The organism is Pokkaliibacter plantistimulans, assembly GCF_003194385.1.
GTDB lineage: Bacteria > Pseudomonadota > Gammaproteobacteria > Pseudomonadales > Balneatricaceae > Pokkaliibacter > Pokkaliibacter plantistimulans.
Map to the genome: position 1 here is coordinate 1 of NZ_LAPT01000121.1, position 19,916 is coordinate 19,916.

The 19,916-nt window shown below is 54.2% G+C and carries 17 protein-coding genes and 1 tRNA gene; 7 read left to right on the top strand and 11 right to left on the bottom strand.

The window, feature by feature from the left end; genetic code table 11:
• Positions 1-364 precede the first annotated feature (364 nt).
• The 5 genes from secF to queA all read right to left on the bottom strand — a co-directional run bounded on the left by secF (position 365) and on the right by queA (position 5,786).
• On the bottom strand, positions 365-1,282 hold the full coding sequence (secF, locus tag WH50_RS22155) for a protein translocase subunit SecF (protein ID WP_110189400.1): 918 nt from the start codon (positions 1,280-1,282) through the stop codon (positions 365-367).
• 1 nt (position 1,283) lies between these two features.
• On the bottom strand, positions 1,284-3,173 hold the full coding sequence (gene secD / locus WH50_RS22160) for a protein translocase subunit SecD (protein ID WP_110189401.1): 1,890 nt from the start codon (positions 3,171-3,173) through the stop codon (positions 1,284-1,286).
• Positions 3,174-3,242: 69 nt separating this feature from the next.
• Positions 3,243-3,575, bottom strand: coding sequence for a preprotein translocase subunit YajC (gene yajC / locus WH50_RS22165; RefSeq protein WP_104155424.1), 333 nt, complete (start codon positions 3,573-3,575; stop codon positions 3,243-3,245).
• 29 nt (positions 3,576-3,604) lie between these two features.
• A complete protein-coding gene (gene tgt / locus WH50_RS22170; protein WP_110189402.1) occupies positions 3,605-4,717 on the bottom strand; it encodes a tRNA guanosine(34) transglycosylase Tgt in 1,113 nt (370 codons plus the stop codon).
• Between the two features lie 22 nt (positions 4,718-4,739).
• Positions 4,740-5,786 (bottom strand): tRNA preQ1(34) S-adenosylmethionine ribosyltransferase-isomerase QueA, encoded by a 1,047-nt coding sequence (gene queA, locus WH50_RS22175; RefSeq protein WP_110189403.1) that lies wholly within the window; start codon positions 5,784-5,786, stop codon positions 4,740-4,742.
• 335 nt (positions 5,787-6,121) lie between these two features.
• On the opposite strand from queA, the gene WH50_RS22180 reads away from it, so the two are divergent.
• Positions 6,122-6,208 (top strand) — tRNA-Leu (locus WH50_RS22180).
• Positions 6,209-6,323: 115 nt separating this feature from the next.
• Here the strand turns inward: WH50_RS22180 and WH50_RS22185 are convergent.
• A complete protein-coding gene (locus WH50_RS22185) occupies positions 6,324-6,638 on the bottom strand; it encodes a phasin family protein (protein WP_104155421.1) in 315 nt (104 codons plus the stop codon).
• Between the two features lie 395 nt (positions 6,639-7,033).
• On the opposite strand from WH50_RS22185, the gene WH50_RS22190 reads away from it, so the two are divergent.
• Positions 7,034-7,840, top strand: coding sequence for a tetratricopeptide repeat protein (locus tag WH50_RS22190; RefSeq protein ID WP_110189404.1), 807 nt, complete (start codon positions 7,034-7,036; stop codon positions 7,838-7,840).
• Between the two features lie 190 nt (positions 7,841-8,030).
• The gene (locus WH50_RS22195; protein ID WP_110189405.1) at positions 8,031-8,510 is read left to right on the top strand and encodes an RDD family protein; all 480 of its coding nucleotides are present in this window, start codon (positions 8,031-8,033) and stop codon (positions 8,508-8,510) included.
• Positions 8,511-8,559: 49 nt separating this feature from the next.
• Here WH50_RS22195 and lptG read toward each other — a convergent pair whose 3' ends face one another.
• Together lptG and lptF are read right to left on the bottom strand one after the other, a co-directional pair.
• A complete protein-coding gene (gene lptG / locus WH50_RS22200; RefSeq protein WP_110189406.1) occupies positions 8,560-9,621 on the bottom strand; it encodes an LPS export ABC transporter permease LptG in 1,062 nt (353 codons plus the stop codon).
• Positions 9,621-10,754, bottom strand: a complete 1,134-nt coding sequence (lptF, locus tag WH50_RS22205; protein ID WP_279305957.1) for an LPS export ABC transporter permease LptF — start codon at positions 10,752-10,754, stop codon at positions 9,621-9,623. Before lptF ends, lptG begins: the two co-directional genes overlap by 1 nt.
• 353 nt (positions 10,755-11,107) lie before the next feature.
• On the opposite strand from lptF, the gene WH50_RS22210 reads away from it, so the two are divergent.
• Positions 11,108-12,595 (top strand): leucyl aminopeptidase, encoded by a 1,488-nt coding sequence (locus WH50_RS22210; protein WP_110189408.1) that lies wholly within the window; start codon positions 11,108-11,110, stop codon positions 12,593-12,595.
• Positions 12,596-12,729: 134 nt separating this feature from the next.
• A complete protein-coding gene (locus tag WH50_RS22215) occupies positions 12,730-13,161 on the top strand; it encodes a DNA polymerase III subunit chi (protein ID WP_110189409.1) in 432 nt (143 codons plus the stop codon).
• A 235-nt stretch (positions 13,162-13,396) separates the two neighbouring features.
• On the opposite strand, the gene WH50_RS26190 is transcribed toward WH50_RS22215, so the two are convergent.
• Together WH50_RS26190 and WH50_RS22220 are read right to left on the bottom strand one after the other, a co-directional pair.
• On the bottom strand, positions 13,397-13,615 hold the full coding sequence (locus tag WH50_RS26190) for a hypothetical protein (RefSeq protein ID WP_133251402.1): 219 nt from the start codon (positions 13,613-13,615) through the stop codon (positions 13,397-13,399).
• Between the two features lie 144 nt (positions 13,616-13,759).
• Entirely contained in the window at positions 13,760-14,296 is a 537-nt protein-coding gene (locus tag WH50_RS22220) for a hypothetical protein (protein ID WP_133251403.1), read from the bottom strand.
• Between the two features lie 608 nt (positions 14,297-14,904).
• Between WH50_RS22220 and WH50_RS22225 the strand changes: the two genes are divergently transcribed.
• A complete protein-coding gene (locus WH50_RS22225; RefSeq protein WP_110189411.1) occupies positions 14,905-17,763 on the top strand; it encodes a valine--tRNA ligase in 2,859 nt (952 codons plus the stop codon).
• A gap of 106 nt (positions 17,764-17,869) precedes the next feature.
• Positions 17,870-19,072, top strand: a complete 1,203-nt coding sequence (locus WH50_RS22230) for a BaiN/RdsA family NAD(P)/FAD-dependent oxidoreductase (protein WP_110189412.1) — start codon at positions 17,870-17,872, stop codon at positions 19,070-19,072.
• Between the two features lie 187 nt (positions 19,073-19,259).
• Here WH50_RS22230 and WH50_RS22235 read toward each other — a convergent pair.
• The coding region (locus WH50_RS22235; protein WP_207780434.1) for an RNA polymerase sigma factor at positions 19,260-19,916 on the bottom strand (657 nt) is incomplete at its 5' end.

Genomic DNA, 19,916 nt, shown 5'->3' on the forward strand with positions numbered 1-19,916 from the left:
AAGACCGACATAACCGCGATGCACCACAACTTCAAGCACACCGCATCCACGCCTCGCAAAGCAATCCAACTCCAGCACTCCAGCACTCCAGCACTCCAGCACTCCAGCACTCCAGCACTCCAGCACTCCAGCACTCCAGCACTCCAGCACTCCAGCACTCCAGCACTCCAGCATCTGACAACCATCCGCGCACGATAGCCACTACGCAACTCCATTAGCAAGTTACGCTCCTAATAACGGAGAGTGCGGACAGCGGCCTGATCAGCTCATCACCTTAGATGATCATCACAGATACTTTAGCTACCTCAAAAACAACGAAAGGCACCCTGCGGTGCCCTCCGTTGCTATTCATTATCCAGTCTGATCAGGGACGATCGTCAACCAGCTCTTCCTTGGCCGGAGGCAGCAGATCTTCGCGCGACACTTTCAGATAGATCAACAGGCTGGCACAGACATATACCGACGAGTAGGTTCCCACACCGATACCAATCAACAGCGCCAACGCGAAGCCATGAATCATGTCTCCACCAAACAGGAACAACGCCCACACCACCAGCCAGGTAGTCAAGGAAGTGATGGTCGTCCGCCCCAGAGTGTCAGTCATAGCGGTATTAACCACCTCGACAGGCACTGCCTTACGCATTTTGCGGAAGTTTTCACGGATACGGTCAGCGACCACAATCGAGTCATTGAGGGAGTAACCAATGACAGCCAGCACCGCAGCCAGCACCGTCAGATCAAACTCAATCTGGAACAGGGAGAATACGCCCAGCACAATGATCACGTCATGCACCAGTGATAACACCGCTGCAAAGGAGAACTTGAACTGGAAACGTGCCGCCACGTACAGCATGACCCCAGCCAGAGCCAGTAACATGCCCAGACCGCCCTGATCACGCAGCTCGCCACCCACCTGGGAGCCGACAAACTCGGTACGCTTCAGCGTCACATCGGCACCATCAGACTGCAGTGCGGCCATAACCTGATCCCCCACCTTGGCCTGCTCCGTAGAAGCCACTCGCACCACGATGTCGCGCAGGGTTCCGTAGCTCTGCACTACAGCACTTTCAAGGCCGGCTTGTTCCAGCTGACCACGCACCTTGTCCAGATTCTGGTCCTGTGCAAACTGCACCTCTACCAGCGTACCGCCAGTAAAATCCAGACCAAACTGCAAACCCTGCACAGCCAGCGATCCCAACGAGATCAGGGTTGCCACCAGTGAGATGGCCGCGAACATATGCCGCAGCTTCATAAAATCAATGATGCGTTTTACAGCAGCCATCTCAGGCACCTCCCTTGAAGAACAGAGGCCAAATCGGCAATTGATTCAGCTTACGACCACCGTACAACAGGTTGACCAGCGCACGGGTAACCATGATGGCGGTAAACATCGAGGTGATGATGCCGATCGACAGAGTGACAGCGAAACCTTTGACCGGCCCGGTTCCCATAAAGAACAGAATCAGACCCACCAGCAGAGTCGTCAGGTTGGAGTCGAGAATGGTAGTAAAGGCACGTTCGTAGCCAGCATGAATAGCCATCTGCACGGGCGCCTTATTCGCCAGCTCCTCCTTTATCCTTGAGAAAATCAATACGTTGGCATCGACCGCCATCCCCATGGTCAACACGATACCGGCAATACCTGGCAGCGTCAGCGTTGACGAAATGATCGACATCACCGCGATCAGCAGAGCGATGTTAAGACCAAGTGCAATGTTGGCAATCAGACCGAAGGTGCGGTAGTAGAGCAGCATGAATACCACCACCAGCGCCAGACCCACCTCTGCTGAGAACACACCGCGCTCGATGTTCTGCTGGCCAAGGCTTGGACCAACGGTACGCTCTTCAACGATGTAGACAGGTGCAGCCAATGAGCCTGCGCGCAACAGCAACGCCAGCTCAGAAGCCTCGCCGTTGCTATCCAGACCGGTGATGCGGAAGGAGTTGCCCAGCGCCGACTGGATCGTCGCCAGAGAGATGATGGACTTTTCAACATAAGGAACGCGTTTTTCCACGTTCTGGCCATTCTCGCTGGACACCACATTGCGTGTCTTGTGCTCGATGAACAGTACCGCCATCTTGCGTCCCACAGCATTACGGGTGATGCGGTTCATCATCTTGCCACCGGCCGAGTCAAGATTGACGTTTACCTGTGGCCGGCCAGTCTCGTCGAAGGAAGAAGAAGCGCTGGAGACGTTATTACCAGTGATAATAATGTCGCGCTCCAGTGTCGCCTGACGATTGGGAGCTGAGCGGAAGTTGAACGTCTCCGTAGTACCGGCAGCCGCATCGGAACGTGACTCCAGACGGAACTCCAGATTGGCAGTTGCCCCCAGCACACGTTTGGCCGCGGCGGTATCCTGCACCCCAGGCAATTCCACGACAATACGATTGCGTCCCTGACGTTGTACCAGCGGTTCGGCTACCCCCAGCTCATTGACACGATTACGCAGCGTGGTCAGGTTCTGGGTAATAGCATAATCTTCGATCTCGCGCGTGGTTTTCTCGCTGAGATTGATCATGATGGCAGGCTGACCATCAGCCTCAGCCGTCTCCAGCACAAACTCAGGATAGTCCTTACGCAACAGCGTCACGGCCTGATCACGAGCATCGGCATCACGGAAGTCAATTTGCAGCTTGCCACTTTGCTGGTCATGATCGACCTTGCTGTAGCGCAACTTGGCTTCACGCAACTTGGTCTTGATCTCTGACTGATAGACGTCCAGACGCTGGGTGACTGCCTCGGCCATATCCACTTCCATCAGGAAGTGCACACCACCACGCAAGTCGAGGCCGAGTTTCATCGGTCCTGCGCCCAAAGACGTCAACCAGACCGGAGTAGTCGGCGCCAGGTTGAGTGCTACCACGTAGTCCTGGCCAAGAGCCTGGGCCACGATATCCCGTGCAATCAGCTGATCTTCACCGCTGTTCATGCGGATCAGGGCGCTTTGGTCATTCTCAGCACGCTCGGCACCTTTGATGCCGATATTTTTCGCAGCAATAGCCGCCTCTGCACGCTTGAGTGTTGCCTCGTCGACCACTTCTCCGGAACGGCTGGCACTGATCTGCACAGCATAGTCATCTGGATAGAGGTTGGGCGCCGCATAAATGCTTGCGACCGCCAGCACTACCAGAATCAGCAAATACTTCCACAACGGATAACGGTTGAGCATGAAGTTGCCTTTTCTACATTTATAGAATGCAGGAAAGGCGCCCTAAGGCGCCTAACTGCAGGTATAGACTCAGATATTCTTGATAGTGCCTTTGGGCAGCGCCGCTGAAATGTACACTTTCTGTACTTTCAGCTCGACGGTATCGGACACCGCCAGCACTATGTAATCATCAGTCACTTTGCTGACACGACCAAGGATGCCACCGCTGGTCACCACTTCGTCGCCCTTGTTCAGCCCAGTAATCAGATTCTTGTGCTCCTTCTGGCGTTTTGATTGAGGACGCCACAGGAAGAAATAGAAAATGACAGCAAAACCAACCAGAAAGATCAGGTTGAAGAATTCGCCACCGGGTGCCGCAGCAGGTGCATCAGCCGCATAGGCAGGAGCAATAAACCAGCTCATTAGAGGTCTCCTAAGGTAGTTGAAACTTGTTATAACGGCGGCGTGGTCATACCACGTCGCTGATAGAAATCATCAACGAAGTCGCCCAATGTACCCGCTTCAATTGCCCCACGCAATCCAGCCATCAGGGTCTGGTAATAGCGCAGGTTATGAATGGTATTGAGTTGAGCTGCCAGCATTTCTCCACATTTATCAAGGTGATGGAGATAAGCACGGGAGAAGTTCTGACAGGTGTAGCAGTCACACTCAGGGTCAAGCGTGCCGGTATCCTCACGATGCCTGGCGTTGCGGATTTTGATCACCCCTTCGGAAGTGAACAGATGACCATTACGGGCATTGCGGGTAGGCATGACGCAATCAAACATATCGACACCACGACGCACCCCTTCGACCAGATCTTCTGGACGACCTACTCCCATCAGATAACGCGGACGATCCTTGGGCAGTTTGGGAGCGGTATGTGACAGAATACGCATCATGTCATCTTTAGGCTCACCGACCGACAATCCACCGATGGCATACCCATCAAAGCCAATCTCAGTCAGCCCGGCCAGGGATTCCTCGCGCAGATATTCATACATCCCGCCCTGCACGATACCAAACAAGGCTGCTGGGTTCTCACCGTGAGCGGCCTTGGAGCGCTTGGCCCAGCGCAGAGATAACCGCATTGAATCCGCTGCCTGTCGCTCAGTGGCAGGGTAAGGAGTGCACTCATCAAAGATCATCACAACGTCAGAGCCCAGATCGCGCTGAACTTCCATTGAGCGCTCAGGAGTCAGTTCGACCTTGGCGCCATCCACCGGCGAGCGGAAGGTCACGCCATGCTCGGTAATTTTGCGCATTTTACCGAGGCTGAATACCTGAAAACCGCCGGAGTCTGTCAGTATGGGCTTTGGCCACTGATTGAACTCATGCAGCCCACCGTGCTTTTTCACCACTTCGGTACCTGGACGCAGCATCAGGTGAAAAGTATTCCCCAGAATGATTTGCGCACCGATCTCCTCAATGTCACGTGGCAGCATACCCTTGACCGTGCCATACGTACCGACCGGCATGAAGGCAGGGGTTTCCACCACACCACGGGGAAAGGTCAATCGTCCACGACGTGCCTGACCTTCTTCAGCCAGCAGCTCAAACTGCATATAACATGAACGAGTCATGGAGTTACTCACCTTTGGCCCCTGACTGGGGGCAACTGATAAACATGGCATCGCCATAACTGAAAAAACGCATCCGTTCAGCAATCGCGCGCTGATAAGCGCTCATGATGTGCTCATAACCTGCCAGGGCTGACACCAGCATCAACAGCGTCGATTCCGGCAGGTGAAAATTAGTGATCAAGGCATCGACACTGCGAAAGACATAACCGGGGTAGATAAATATATCGGTTTCCCCAACATAGGGCTCGATATGCCCACTGCGTGACGCGCTCTCCAGTGAGCGAACACTGGTCGTCCCTACCGCAATGACTCTGCCACCACGCGCCCGGGTACGACGCACCGCTTCGCAGACTTCAGCAGACACCTCCAGATACTCACTGTGCATGTGGTGATCTTCAATACGGTCCACACGTACCGGCTGAAACGTCCCAGCCCCGACATGCAAGGTGACAAAGGCGAACTCAACCCCCTTGTCCTGCAGTACCTTCAATAACGGCTCATCAAAATGTAAACCAGCAGTTGGCGCCGCCACTGCACCAGGCTTTTCGTTATAAACCGTTTGATAACGCTCGCGATCCTCCAGCTCATCCTCCCGGCTAATGTACGGCGGCAGAGGCATATGCCCGACACGCTCCAGCACACTCAGCACGGACTCATCCCCCAGAAAAGCCAGCTCAAACAGAGCATCATGACGGGCCAGCATCTCTGCCTCTACCTGCCCTTCGAGCAACAACCGCGTACCAGGTTTGGGTGACTTACTGGAGCGAATGTGAGCCAGCACGCGCTTGTCATCAACAATACGCTCCACCAGCACTTCAACCTTGCCGCCAGAGTCCTTTTGACCGAACAGCCGCGCCGGAATGACTCGCGTATTGTTGAATACCAACAAGTCCTTATCGCTGATCATCCCGGCGATATCGCGAAACACCTTAAAATTGATATCGCCACTTTGCCCATCAAGGCACAACAGGCGGCTGGCAGAGCGTTCGGCCATGGGGTAGCGGGCAATCAGCTCATCAGGAAGCTCGAAGTGAAAGTCTTTGACCTGCATATCAGTGATTTGGTTCGTCCAGACAAAAAATAGGCTGTACCACTCATCCCAAAAGGGTCTTGGGCGTTAGCAACCACCAACTGACCAAGCCAGTTCACAGGATAGGCACCAGCTAAAAAGGGGAAGCATTGTACTGCATGAAGGCGTTTACCAGAACCATCAAAAAGCAGCTCACTGTATCCTTTTCATTCAGCAACCAGTTTATGCAGGGAGTTAAGCAGACGTGAGCACGTCAGTGGCAGATGAAGTGCAGTTGTAAAATCAGAGAGTTATTTCAACCATCAGTTAAAAAGCATTTGACTCATGAAAGCCGATCCCTATAATGCAGCTCCATTGCCGAAGTGGCGGAATCGGTAGACGCACCGGATTCAAAATCCGGCGTTGGCGACAACGTGTGGGTTCGAGTCCCACCTTCGGCACCAAATTTAAAAAGAGGCGCTCAGTAAACACTGAAGCGCCTCTTTTATTTTACCCGGCACTAACACCCACTTGTCCTAAGACTACCATGAGCCGTGCCGCGCTCATCTCTCAGCCTTTTCAGACCTTCATACTTTTCTGTGCCAGCTCAGTAAGAGCCACACGCGCCTCATTCAGAATATCCATATTGCGCTGACCGGCCTGACGCAGCGTTTCTTCGATTTCTTTGGCATAAGCCTGCTGCAGCTTCACTACATCTTCAGGCTTGCTGCAATTGGGCAATTCCTTGGTTTGTGCCATCGTCGCCTCAACACAGCTTTGAGTGCACTCCATCTGCTGCTTTGCCAGCAACTCCAGCATATTAGTCTGGATCCGCATCATCTCCTGCAGAGGACCCATCGCATCCTTCATCTGCTTGTTCATGGAATCAATCATGGTCTAACTCCTTTTCATCATGTGAGCTAACGCTCTGTTTTCGCATTACTTTGCTTGTAAAGAATGGCTACGCGCCCATTCCCTATATACCGGTGAATTGTGACGGTCACTACCTGACATTACATTCACACCAGCCGATGTGTGCCTGTGCTCACACTTTTCAGCACAGACCCGCCTTGTCGCTGAGCGGGCAATACCTGCTACCTTACCCCAGAGCAGCACTGACAAAGAAGCGCCATAGCACCTTTCTGTTGATACTCCTCAATTTTCCTCAGGGGTGAACTTTGTCTACAATGCCGAGGTTCATCAGCTAACACTAAAGCATCGAGAACAACGCCACTCCTGGCATCAGACAGCGATGCGCTCAGCCGTCGAATCCCAACGAGAGTTCGATCATGAAAAATTTTTTGCTGCCTGCGTTCGCTGCAGTATGGCTTAGCCTCGGTACCTCCGCCAGTTACGCCGCAAGCCTTGAGGTGGGTTCCGAAGCCTTTCAGCAGCAGGACTACAGTAAGGCCTTGCAACACCTGCAACCCCTCGCTGAGCAAGGCAATCCTGATGCGCTTTATCTGCTGGCACAAATGTACGAGAAAGGTAAGGGCGTACCGCTCGACAAGGAGAAAGCCAAGGTTTACTACCAGGGCGCAGCCAGCCAGGGAAACATGGATGCACTTAATGCGCTTCGCAGCCTGAAAAATGAAGATTACCGCAAGGAGCTGGATGCCCTTTTGCCCAGAGCCACGGCGGGAGATGCCGAAGCACAGAACCGATTAGGCAAGATGTACGAGTTCGGTCAGGGTACGGAGCGCAACCCAGAGCAGGCTTTCCACTGGTACAGCATGGCTGCCACTCAAAACCTGCCCGAGGGCATTCTTAACCGCGGCCGATGCTACAACCTGGCTATGGGGGTCAATCAAAACTTCCATCAGGCCGAAAGTGATTACCGGGCTGCGGCGCAGCTCGGACTGGATGAAGCGATGTTTTGGCTGGGCGCTATGTATTTCAATAACCATGGCGAAGATAAAAGCGATGATGCCGATGTCATCGGCTATGCCTGGCTGAAGAATGCCGCCGACAAGGGCCATGCTATAGCCCTGAAAATGATATCGCGCCTGGAGCTCAAGCTGACATCAGAACAACTGCAACGCGCGCGTAATCTGGCAGAGTCGATTAAGGCCGAGCTTAACAGCAAGGCAAGTTAGCACTCCCCCTATACCAACGGCCAAGAACCCGCTCACGGTCCCGCGTGCTAAGGCCCGACAAGGCGAAAAGTACTGAGAGAAGTGCCGTGTAGAGGGGATAAATAAGCCAGCGAGCTTGCAGAGGGTCTTTTCAACACCTTGTGACCGACACCCAGCAGACCGCGAACACGTTCTTACCTCAGGAGCCGTTATGCCCCGCCCTTTCGATGAAGGCAGTGCACTTGCCCAGAGTTATCCTGCCGCCTCACTGATACGACGTCTGGCCGCCATTTTTTATGACTCATTGCTGTGTATAGCACTGCTGATGGTGCTGACAGCCATCGCCATGGCCGTGAGCAACATTGGCAACAGTGGTCCGGTGATTGCGGTAAAAGGGCCACTGTTTCGCAGCCTTCTGTTTATCAGTGTTTTTGCATTTTTTGCCAAGTTCTGGACCTGGCCCGGCCAGACTCTGGGTATGCAATGCTGGCGTGTCAGAGTGCAGCGAGCGGACGGTCAGCCCATATCCTATATGCAAGCACTGGTTCGCTTTCTGATGGCCTGCCTGTCGCTGGCGTGCTGTGGGCTGGGCTTTCTCTGGTCATTGTGGGACAAAGAAAGTCTGACGTGGCATGACCGATATTCGGACAGCCGTCTGGTCGTGCTGCCCAAAAAAGCCAGAAAGCAATAAGCAGGGTAGTGGCAAGTCTCGACGCCAGAGCATCGAGACTGATGAAGTTTCAGCGCACTCTGCGTAATAAATACATGCCAGCAATGACGCAGAGCACTATCGGTACCATCACCGCCATCAGAGGTGATATGCCAGACAAGGTGACCACCGGCCCCAGCAACTGCTGACTGAGACGGAATGCGACCCCGACAATCAGCCCACTCACTACACGCTGCCCCATGCTGACCGAGCGCAACGGTCCAAAAACAAAGGACATCCCCACCAGCACCAGCGCCAGTGTGGCAATGGGCTGCAACAACTTCTGCCAGAATGCCAGCCAGTATGCATCCGATTCCAGGCCCTGATCCCGCAGATAACTGCCGTAATGCCACAATCCTTCCATCGACAGATACAACGGATCCAGTACCACCAGACGCAGCAGTTCGGGAGTCAGCTGAGTGTTCCAGGCAACCTGATTCTGCTGCGTGCTTTTCACTTCATGCTGGCCAAGCTGCATATCCTGTACATGCTCCAGCGTCCAGTGACCATCCTGATACTGCGCCTGCTCAGCCGTGCGGGTACTGACCAACTCTCGGCTGGGGCTGAACTGATATTCTGTGACTCCATATATGACCCCGCGACTATCCACTGCATTGAAGTGCATAAAGGTGTCGCCTTCACGATGCCACACACTGTAACGACTGGCATATTTGTCCTGTTTGCCAAGCGCCACTGCACGCACGCTTTCCGCTTCAGGGGCATAGTGTGGCACCAGCACTTCGCCGATAAAGGTCACCAGCAACATGATCAGAAAGGTGGGATAGAACAGACTGCGAGCCAACTGCCACATACTGGTACCTGCAGCACGCATAACGGTCAGTTCGCTGCTGGCTGCCAGCATCCCCAGACCAATCAATGCCCCCATCAGGGCACTGATTGGCAACATGTCATACAAGCGATCTGGCAGGCTATAAAGCAGATACTGGACAATCTTGCCCAGGGTATAACCCTCGCCGAGGTCATCCAGCTCATCAAGAAAGGCAAACAGCATATCCAGCCCTTCCAGCACAAATAAAGACAGGCCCGTCGCCATCAATACATGGCGGGCAATGTAGCGATCCAACATAGACATCACGAGGCCGCTCCTTTACCTGCTGCCAGTACCTGCCGATAACGCTGCTGTCGCCACCAACCAGGCCCCCACATCAGAGTAACACCGACGGCCAGAAACAGCAGATGCACCCACCACAATCCGATATAGGGAGATATGTGCCCCTTCACCACCTGGGTTCGTGCCCAGGACAGTAAAAACAGATAGGCCAGATAGACCAGAATAGCGGGAATCAATTTAGCAAAACGCCCCTGCCGCGGGTGAACCTGAGCCAGTGGCAATGCCAGCAGGGTAACAACAAAGATCATAACTGGCAGGGAAAAGCGCCATTGCAAATGAGCAAGGTCGCGAGCAGGCTGCTCCAGCTTGAGGAGCCGTGCCGTGCTCAGCGTTTCGGCCTGATCAATCTCTCGTGCAGCCTCTGACTCTGCAATCTTGGCGCCATACTCAGCAAAATGACTGCGCACCACATCAGCCCGCCCCGGTGTCAGGGTATAACGGCTACCTTCATTAAGAATCCAGTAACGGCCTTCATTATTGTCGTCCGCTTGCTGACGACCCTCGTCGGCCACCAGAATCTGCTGACGTTGGCCATTCTGATCTGCCACCGCCATAAAGATGCCTTTCATCTGCCACTTGGCATCACCATTGGCCTCAACATAGGTTACTCGGCGGCCATCGCTGGATTTCTGAAAGCGGCCAGGTGCCAGGCGCTCTACGGCAGACGCGGATGACTGCTGCTGAAGCAGTATGGCAGTCTTGGTCAACCCCCAGGGGCTGACCCATAAACTCAGTGCGGCAATGCAAACCGCCAGGATGGATGCATATATGAAGGTGGAGCGAAGCACCTGAGACTGACTGATACCGCAGGCATTCAGCACCGTCATCTCGCTCTCGACATAAAGACGACCATAGCCAAGCAAAATACCAAGGAAGAACCCGAGCGGTAGAATTAACTCCAGAAACGCGGGCAAACGATATGCCATGACGCTGGCAAGCACACCGGGATCGATACTACCTGCTGCTGCCTGAGCCAGGTACTTGATCAACCGCCCCCCCATGATGATGACCAGCAGCACCAGGCTGACAGCTAACATGCTGAAACCCAGCTCTCTGCCCAGATACCGCGTTACGATAGACCCGCTTTTTATCACTGCATCACCCGTTATTTTTTACCAGGATCATAATGGCTACCGCACCGGCAGCCATTCGGCATTTATCCGCCACCCCATTGCATACTGATCACAACAACCAACCAGCGGTATCCATGACCGCATTGCGCAGAAAACCATCTGAGTAGTCTACTTTTATCATCAACCGCATTATCATCAGCGCAATAATGAATAGCGTCCGGTAAAGCCACTTCACCAGAGGCGGCCTATTCTAACCAGCTGTAACCACGGCGTCAGCTTCGCTCCGGGGGCAACATTGCGTCCCCCCAGGTGACGGAGTAGGATGCCGAGGGTATCCGTTTCACATGAAAGCTTGCATTTCTAAGGAATAACTCATGTCACTGAGCATCCATCTGAGTACCGACAATGTACTCACGTCCAGCCGTGAATGTGTTGTAGTAGGGGTTTATGAAGACGGCTCGATGACGCCTTCCGCAACCGCTTTGGATCAGGCCAGCCAAGGCCAGATCAGCGCACTACTGCAGTCAGGCCGTGCCAAAGGCAAGCCCGCTGCGACCCTGCTATTGCCCTATCTGAACGGCTGCAACAGTGCAGTGTTACTGGTGGGCGCGGGTAAACCGAACGAATTGAGTACCGGCAAATATATCAAACTGGTACAAGCTGCAACCAAAGAGCTGAATGACCGCTCCGTCGCCACTGCCGAGACCTATCTGAGTGAGATTGAGGTACCCGGCCGCTCTACTGCCTGGAAAGCCCGTCAGCTGGTCGAGCAGGGTGAGTCCAGCCTATACGTCTATGATGCTACCAAGAGCAAGAAAGCAGAGGCACCTAAGCTGAATGAGCTGGCAGTCGCCATCAACGCGACTGAAGCCCAGTCTGGCAACGAAGCCCTGCGCCATGGTCAAGGTATTGCCGCGGGCGTTGAACTGGCCAAGAGCCTGGCCAACCTGCCCGGTAACATCTGCACCCCCACCTATCTGGCAGAGCAGGCTATCGCTCTGGCAGCCGACAACAGCAGCATACTCAGTACCGAAGTGCTGGATGAAGATCAGATGCGTGCTCTGGGCATGAACTGCCTGCTATCAGTGGGCGCTGGCAGTGATCAGCCGTCAAAACTGATCGTTATGAACTACAAGGGGCTGGCTGATGACAGCAAGCCTTACGTATTCGTTGGCAAAGGCATTACCTTCGATACCGGCGGCATCAGCCTGAAGCCCGGTGAAGGTATGGATGAAATGAAGTTCGATATGGGTGGTGCGGCCAGCGTGTTTGGTCTGATGAAAGCACTGTGCGAACTGAAACTGCCTTTGAATGTGGTGGGCGTGGTGGCCGCGGCTGAAAACATGCCCAGCGGACGTGCGACCAAGCCGGGAGATGTGGTCACCACCATGTCTGGCCAGACCGTGGAAATCCTCAATACCGATGCGGAAGGCCGTTTGGTTCTGTGTGATGCCCTTACCTATGTTGAGCGCTTCAACCCTGAAACCGTTGTCGACATCGCCACCCTGACCGGCGCCTGCGTGATTGCCCTGGGCCACCATACATCAGGACTGATGGCCAATGATGATGCGCTGGCAGATGCCCTGTACAGTGCGGGCCAAACGTCTTATGACCGTTGCTGGCGTCTGCCGCTGTACGAAGAGTATCAGGAACAGCTGGACTCCAACTTTGCAGACATCCCCAACATTGGCGGACGCCCCGGCGGCAGCATCACCGCAGCCTGCTTCCTGTCACGTTTCACCAAAGGCTACCGCTGGGCGCATCTGGACATTGCAGGTACTGCCTGGACCAGCGGCAAAGCCAAGGGTTCAACCGGTCGCTGCGTTCCCCTGCTGACCCAGTATCTGCTGGATCGCCTGTAATCCGGTCTCTGCATAAACAGAGCTTACAGGTCACATCACCTCGTGTGGTGTGGCCTGCATCTTACAGCCTTTGCCCTCTCCCTGACTTTACTGCCATAATCCCCGCCTCGCCGTTATTGGTCAGAAACCTCACTATGCTACAACGGGTAGACTTCTACATTCTTAACTCCCATCAGGATCAAGACCGCTGGCGCATCCTCGGTACCCTGCTCGGACGTCAGTGGCTCAAGGGGCATCGATTCCATATTCACTGCTGTGATCGGAATGAGTGCGCGGAGCTGGACAGTTTTCTCTGGCAGAGCGACATTACCGACTTTCTGCCTCACCATCGCCTGGACACCGAATTCGCAGGAGATAGCCCTATCACGCTTGGCTACCCACAATCATGGCCAGAAAAAAGGGACATTTTGGTGAACTTCGATCTGCACCTGCCTGACACGATGCATAGTTTTGAGAGAGTCCTGGAAATAGTCGTTCAGGATCCCGTATGGCTGAATGCACAGCGCGATCACTATCGCCAGTTCAAAAAAATGGGACTCACACCACAAATTCACAAGCTGGGCTGAAATGGCAGAGACCATACACTGCTGACAGCTTCACTCCCATGCTTCTGGAAATCTGGGTGAGCCCGGTCTGCCTTGAGAAACAAATAGAAGAAAGCACTACCGCCAAAAGCGATACGCACAAAGAGAGCTATTACAGACAGGCTCTGGCAGCCACCATGCTTTAGAAGCTATGTCATTTAGAAGCTACATCGCGAGTCAGCCCGGTGAATCGGGAGTGATGACACACAAAGGTAATTCAGCGCTTCTGCCACTGAGCGGCATCTTTCATCAGAGAGGCGATATCCAGACCACTGCTGTCAGCCAACTCTTTCAATGATGCACGAAAACCAAACTTACGCACCTGAGTTTGCTTCGCACGCTGCTCTTCAACCTTGCGCTCCATTATCGCCTTGAGCTGATATAAGTCTTCCAGACTGTAGCCTTGTAATAAGCTGGTTATTTTTTCTTCTGTCATTCAGCTAACCTAAATAAGGAAAAAGATGGATATGAAAGATATGTTATAAATCTATTCCGTTTGGCCAGTTTATTAACAACTCCCTCATCGCTAGCCAATAGTGTCCTTTTTGCTTTTTTCCAATATCAGACCATCAATACATACTTATTGCAGTACCGGCACATTAGATATGGGCAATGCCGGATTGGGCGAATTATCCTTATTCAAAATCACAGCCAGCTCCTGCGGCCACGCCAGAGGTAATGCTGGATCCACTGACTCAGCCTGAGGCTCAGCAAACACCGAGGCAGCGCCTTGGTTATCTACCAGCATCAGAGCCATACGATTGCTGTCGGAGTTCCATACGAATCCGGCTTTCTGTGCCAAATCAGGCAAAGGAGAATAACGCGACACTACATATATTAATGGCCCCTCCTGTTGAATCGCAGTTGCCGTATTCAACAGACTGACAGTGGTCAAGTAGCGCTCCTCACCCAGCAAAGCGACCATACGAGTTTTAATAACAGGCTGCTCAAACAGCTTGGTATCAGCAGGATTGGCGCCTACCAGCGGGCGCAAAAGCGCACCGAGCAGTTGCCCCTGGGCTCCCAATAGCAAAGGTGCAGCACACCCCGCCAATAAACCATTTAATAACACAAGCAGAAAAGCAAAATTACGCCACACGCGCATTTTTTCAAGCACTCCACATTCGGTGCAATCAATTCAGAACGGCCGAATGACAACGGTCACAGAGATATTGAACAGTATTCCATGGCAACGGATATAAATCCTGACAGAGCAATATTGGGCTAATCCCAATTATCGAATAATGTTAAAAGCGTTCAGGTGCAAACACTTCCCATGTGAGACATCACAAAACAATGATGGATACCACAGACAGGCAGACCAGAAGCCCCACACTCATACACTAACTGGAAAAGCAGACCACAGACTGCAGACCTACCCAGAACATTGCAGCAAAGCATGACTGCATCTGTGTACATCCGTGTATCAAGAATTGCCAACGGCTGAATAGTAATCCATCACCCGGAGAGTGCCTAGCGCCAGCTATGTTTCTGATTGTTGTAGATACCGCAGATACTCATGACATTAATGACAGACATTCCTTTCTCCAGCAATCTGATCGCTGCAAAGTATTCACATCGTGCGGCAAACAGGGTTCACCGCCAGCTGGATGCCGGGGTATAATCGCCCGTTATCGTCGAATTGACCCCAGCGCTCCAGCCGCTGTGCCTGCACAGCAGACGTTTATGGAGCCCCATCCGGCTAGGCAGATTACAGATTTCCCCATGGATAAGACTTTTAATCCTCAAGCTATCGAGCGTCAGTGGTATCAAACCTGGGAAGAGAAAGGCTATTTCGCCCCGTCCGGCGAAGGCCAGCCCTACTCCATCGTCATCCCACCACCCAACGTCACCGGTAGCCTGCACATGGGCCATGGCTTCCAGCACACCCTGATGGATGCTCTGATTCGCTATCAGCGCATGAAAGGCTGCAACACGCTGTGGAAAGTAGGCACCGACCATGCCGGTATCGCTACCCAGATGGTGGTCGAGCGCAAGCTGGCGCATGAAGAAGGCAAGACCCGTCATGATCTGGGCCGTGAAACCTTCATCGACAAGATCTGGGAATGGAAAGCAGAGTCCGGCGGTAACATTACCCGCCAGATGCGCCGACTGGGCAACTCCGTTGACTGGAGTTCCGAGCGTTTCACCATGGATGAAGGTTTTTACAAAGCCGTTCAGGAAGTCTTTGTCCGCCTCTATGACGATAAACTGATCTACCGTGGCAAGCGCCTGGTCAACTGGGATCCCAAGCTGCACACCGCCATTTCCGATCTGGAAGTACTCTCAGACGAAGAAGAAAAAGGCTTCCTCTGGCATTTCCGCTATCCGCTGGCCGACGGCGCCAAAACGGCCGATGGCCTGAACTACATCGTCGTAGCAACCACACGCCCAGAGACCATGCTGGGTGACACCGCTGTGGCCGTGCACCCTGAAGATGAACGGTATCAGCACCTGATTGGTAAGTTCGTGCAACTGCCTTTGGTAGACCGTCTGATCCCCATCATTGCTGATGACTACGTAGATCGTGAGTTTGGTACCGGCTGCGTGAAGATCACCCCGGCCCACGACTTCAATGACTACGAAGTCGGCAAGCGCCATCAGCTGCCTATGATCAACGTACTGACTCTGGATGCCGCCATCCGCACGGAAGCCGAAGTACTGACTTACGAAGGCAAGACCGGTGATGCCTATGCCAGCACCCTGCCTGCCAGGTATGCCGGACTGGACCGCTACGAAGGCCGCAAGCAGATCGTAGCTGATTTCGAGGCACTGGGTCTGCTCGACAAGATCGCGGATCACGTGCTCAAAGCTCCCCGCGGAGACCGTTCAGGGGTGGTGGTCGAGCCGATGCTGACCGATCAATGGTTCGTCGCTGTAGAAGCGCTGGCCAAGCCTGCCATTGAGGCGGTAGAGAACGGTGACATTCAGTTCGTACCCAAGCAATACGAAAACATGTACTTCTCCTGGATGCGTAACCTGCAGGACTGGTGTATTTCCCGTCAGCTGTGGTGGGGACATCGTATTCCGGCCTGGTACGACGCCGAAGGCAACGTCTATGTCGCACGCACCGAGGACGAAGCACGCAGCAAGTACAACCTGAGTGCCGAACTCGTGCTGTCACAGGACAACGATGTACTGGATACCTGGTTCTCTTCTGCACTGTGGACCTTCGGCACCATGGGCTGGCCGGAGAACACGGCCGAGCTGGAAACCTTCCATCCCACCTCCGTACTGGTCACTGGCTTTGACATCATCTTCTTCTGGGTAGCGCGCATGATCATGATGACCATGCACTTCATGAAGGATGAAAACGGCAAGGCACAGATTCCCTTCAAGACGGTCTACGTGACCGGCCTGATTCGCGACTCTCAGGGTCAGAAGATGTCCAAGACCAAGGGCAACGTACTGGATCCGATTGACCTCATCGACGGTATCAGCCTCGACGATCTGCTGGCCAAGCGTACTGCCAACATGATGCAGCCGCAGCTGGCCGCCAAGATCGACAAGGCAACGCGCAAGGAATTCCCCGAAGGTATTGCGGCCTACGGTACCGATGCCCTGCGCTTTACCTACTACTCGCTGGCCTCCACCGGCCGCGATATCAAGTTCGACGTGCAGCGTCTGGAAGGTTTCCGCAACTTCTGTAACAAGATCTGGAACGCAGGCAAGTACGTGCTGATGAATGCCGAAGGCCAGGATTGTGGCCAGAACGGCGGAGATGTGGTGCTGTCTCTGGCAGATCGCTGGATTATCAGCCGTCTGCAGGAAGCTGAACAGCGCGTTACCGAAGCACTGGACACCTATCGCTTCGACCTGGCCTCTCAGGCGTTGTATGAGTTTGTCTGGAACGAATACTGTGACTGGTATCTGGAGCTGTCCAAACCCGTACTGTGGGACAAGACCGCCAGCGCAGAACAACTGCGCGGCACCCGTCAGACCCTGGTTCGCGTGCTGGAAGTGATCCTGCGCCTGGCTCATCCCTTCATGCCCTTCATCACTGAAGAAATCTGGCAGAAGGTACGTGACCTCGCCGGCAAACAGGGTGATACCCTGATGCAGCAGCCCTGGCCAGTAGCCAAAAACGAGCGTATCGACCAGCAGGCGCTGGTGGATCTGGAATGGGTGAAAGGGGTTATTCTCGGCGTGCGTAACATCCGTGGCGAGATGAACATTTCCCCGGCCAAAGCCATCAACGTGTTCTGCCGTCATGGCGACAGCGAAGACCAGCGTCGTCTGGAGCAGAACCGTACCTTCCTGATGAAGCTGGCCAAGCTGGAAAGCCTGACCTGGCTTGAGGCTGACAAAGAAGCGCCGCTGTCAGCCACCGCACTGGTCGGTGAGATGGAAGTATTGGTACCGATGGCTGGTCTGATCGATGCCGAAGCGGAAATCGCTCGCATCAGCAAGGAGCTGGACAAACAGACTCAGGAATACACCAAGCTGAAATCCAAACTGGATAACGCCAGCTATGTCGAGAAAGCACCCGCAGCCGTGGTCGAGAAAGACCGTGCCCGTGTTGCGGAACTGGACATCAGTCGCGCCAAGCTGGAAGAACAGCTGGAACGCATGAAGTCACTGTAACGCCAGTGCGGTAGTGACCAGGTGCCCGACGGCTCTGCCCTCGGGCACTTCTTTTTTTGATACCAGTCAGACTGACCCTGCGTCTCTCTGACCCATCGTTTGATGAATGACCAGTCTGACTCTGATTATGCTGACCTCTGATGTAGTGATTATCGGTGCCGGTGCTGCCGGTCTGATGTGTGCCCTGACTGCGGGCTATCGTGGCCGCTCGGTACTGGTACTCGACCATGCCAACAAAGCCGGCAAGAAAATTCTCATGTCGGGCGGAGGACGCTGCAACTTCACCAATATGAATGCAACGCCTGCCAATTATCTGTCTGACAACCCCCACTTCTGCATCTCGGCACTCAAGCGCTACACCCCACGCGACTTTGTTGAACTGGTGGACCGTCACGGCCTGGAATATCACGAGAAGGCACCGGGACAACTGTTCTGTGACCACAGCAGCAAGGATGTATTGGCCATTCTGCTGACCGAATGCGAATGGGCTGGTGTGGATATCCGGCTGAAAACGTCGGTAGACAAGATTGCCCCTCTCCGGGATGGCTTCCAGCTGCAGACCAGTATGGGCGCAATACAGTGTGAGTCACTGGTAATTGCCTGCGGTGGCCTGTCGATCCCCACCATGGGCGCGACCGGCTTCGGCTACGATATTGCCCGTCAGTTCGGTATGGATATATTGCCCACCCGCGCCGCGCTGGTCCCTTTCACCCTGCAACCCCAACAGCTGGAGCATCTCGCCCCCCTGTCCGGTTTGAGCTGCGAGGTAGAGGTCAGTTGTGGCAAGTACCGCTTCCGTGAGCCGATGCTGTTTACCCACCGCGGCCTGAGCGGTCCCTCCATCCTGCAGATTTCCACCTACTGGCAGCCGGGCGAGGTCATTCAGCTCAACCTGTTCCCCACCACGAAGGGGCTACTGGACGACCTGCGCCAGCATCGTCAGCAGCACCCTAAGCAAAGCCTGGAAACCTGGCTGGCGCAGCAGCTGCCCAAACGTCTGGCCACTACGCTCTGCACCCTGCATGACTGGCAGGGGCCTATGCAAACCTACAGCGACACCCGGCTACGAGAAGTGGTTGAGCTGCTGCAGCAATGGCAGATCAAGCCCAGCGGCACTGAAGGCTATCGCACCGCCGAGGTGACATTAGGCGGCGTGGACACTCGCCATCTGTCATCCAAAACCATGGCCGTCAATGATATTCCCAACCTCTATTTCATTGGCGAAGTCATGGATGTCACCGGCCAGCTGGGCGGCTACAACTTTCAGTGGGCCTGGGCGTCCGGCTTCAGTGCCGGTAGCGTGGTGTAATTCAGAACCCGTTCACCCTATCGTGAACGGACGCCAGACAAGGCGGGAGCAACAGAGCAGGAGCCGGAGTGCCGAGTTCGGCCTTTCAGCTCCGCAGGCTATCGCGCAGCGGATCATGTACAGACGCTAGAACCACGCCCGCAACAGCCATAATGACCACTTACAAATTAACCAACAATACGCAGTATTAGCCCTCTGCCAGTAAATACTCACGTGCCATCGCCCGGGCACGATGCAGTCGATTTTTGGCCGATGCTTTGCTGATATCCAGTACAGCGGCGATTTCAGCCATGCCCAGTTCCTCAATATCGCGCAGCAAAATAATCTGACGATAACTGACGGGCAGCGACTCCAGCATATGCACCATTTCCAGTTGCAGCTGACCGCGCTCCCGTTGCGCCAGCCAGATCTCCAGCGCGGCTGCATCAGAAGTATCATGGCCGGAAGGGGTTTGAGGCCTCAGGCGTTGGTACGTCCACCGGTACGCCTGCCGGACCGCATGCCACAGCCTGCTGGCAAACGCTGCCATGGCACGTACCCCATCCGCTCGACGGGACAGCATCAGCAGCGCATCCTGCATGGCATCATCGAGATCGCTGACAAGACACTGCAGCCGTGCATAACGCACCACATCGGGCTGCACCTGATGCAGTAATTCATTGATTGCCTGTGGCTGCCCGGCCAGCGCAGCCTGGAACAGAAAATCATCAACCTGAGGCATGATAAACACCTGCTTTTCAACTAGCTTCCGGCCACCGACGCGCAACAGAACGTGAGCGCGCTCCAGGAATGGCAGGTTCCCTAACAGGCTGTTGAAAAACGTCATCGAGGCAGCCGAGACAAG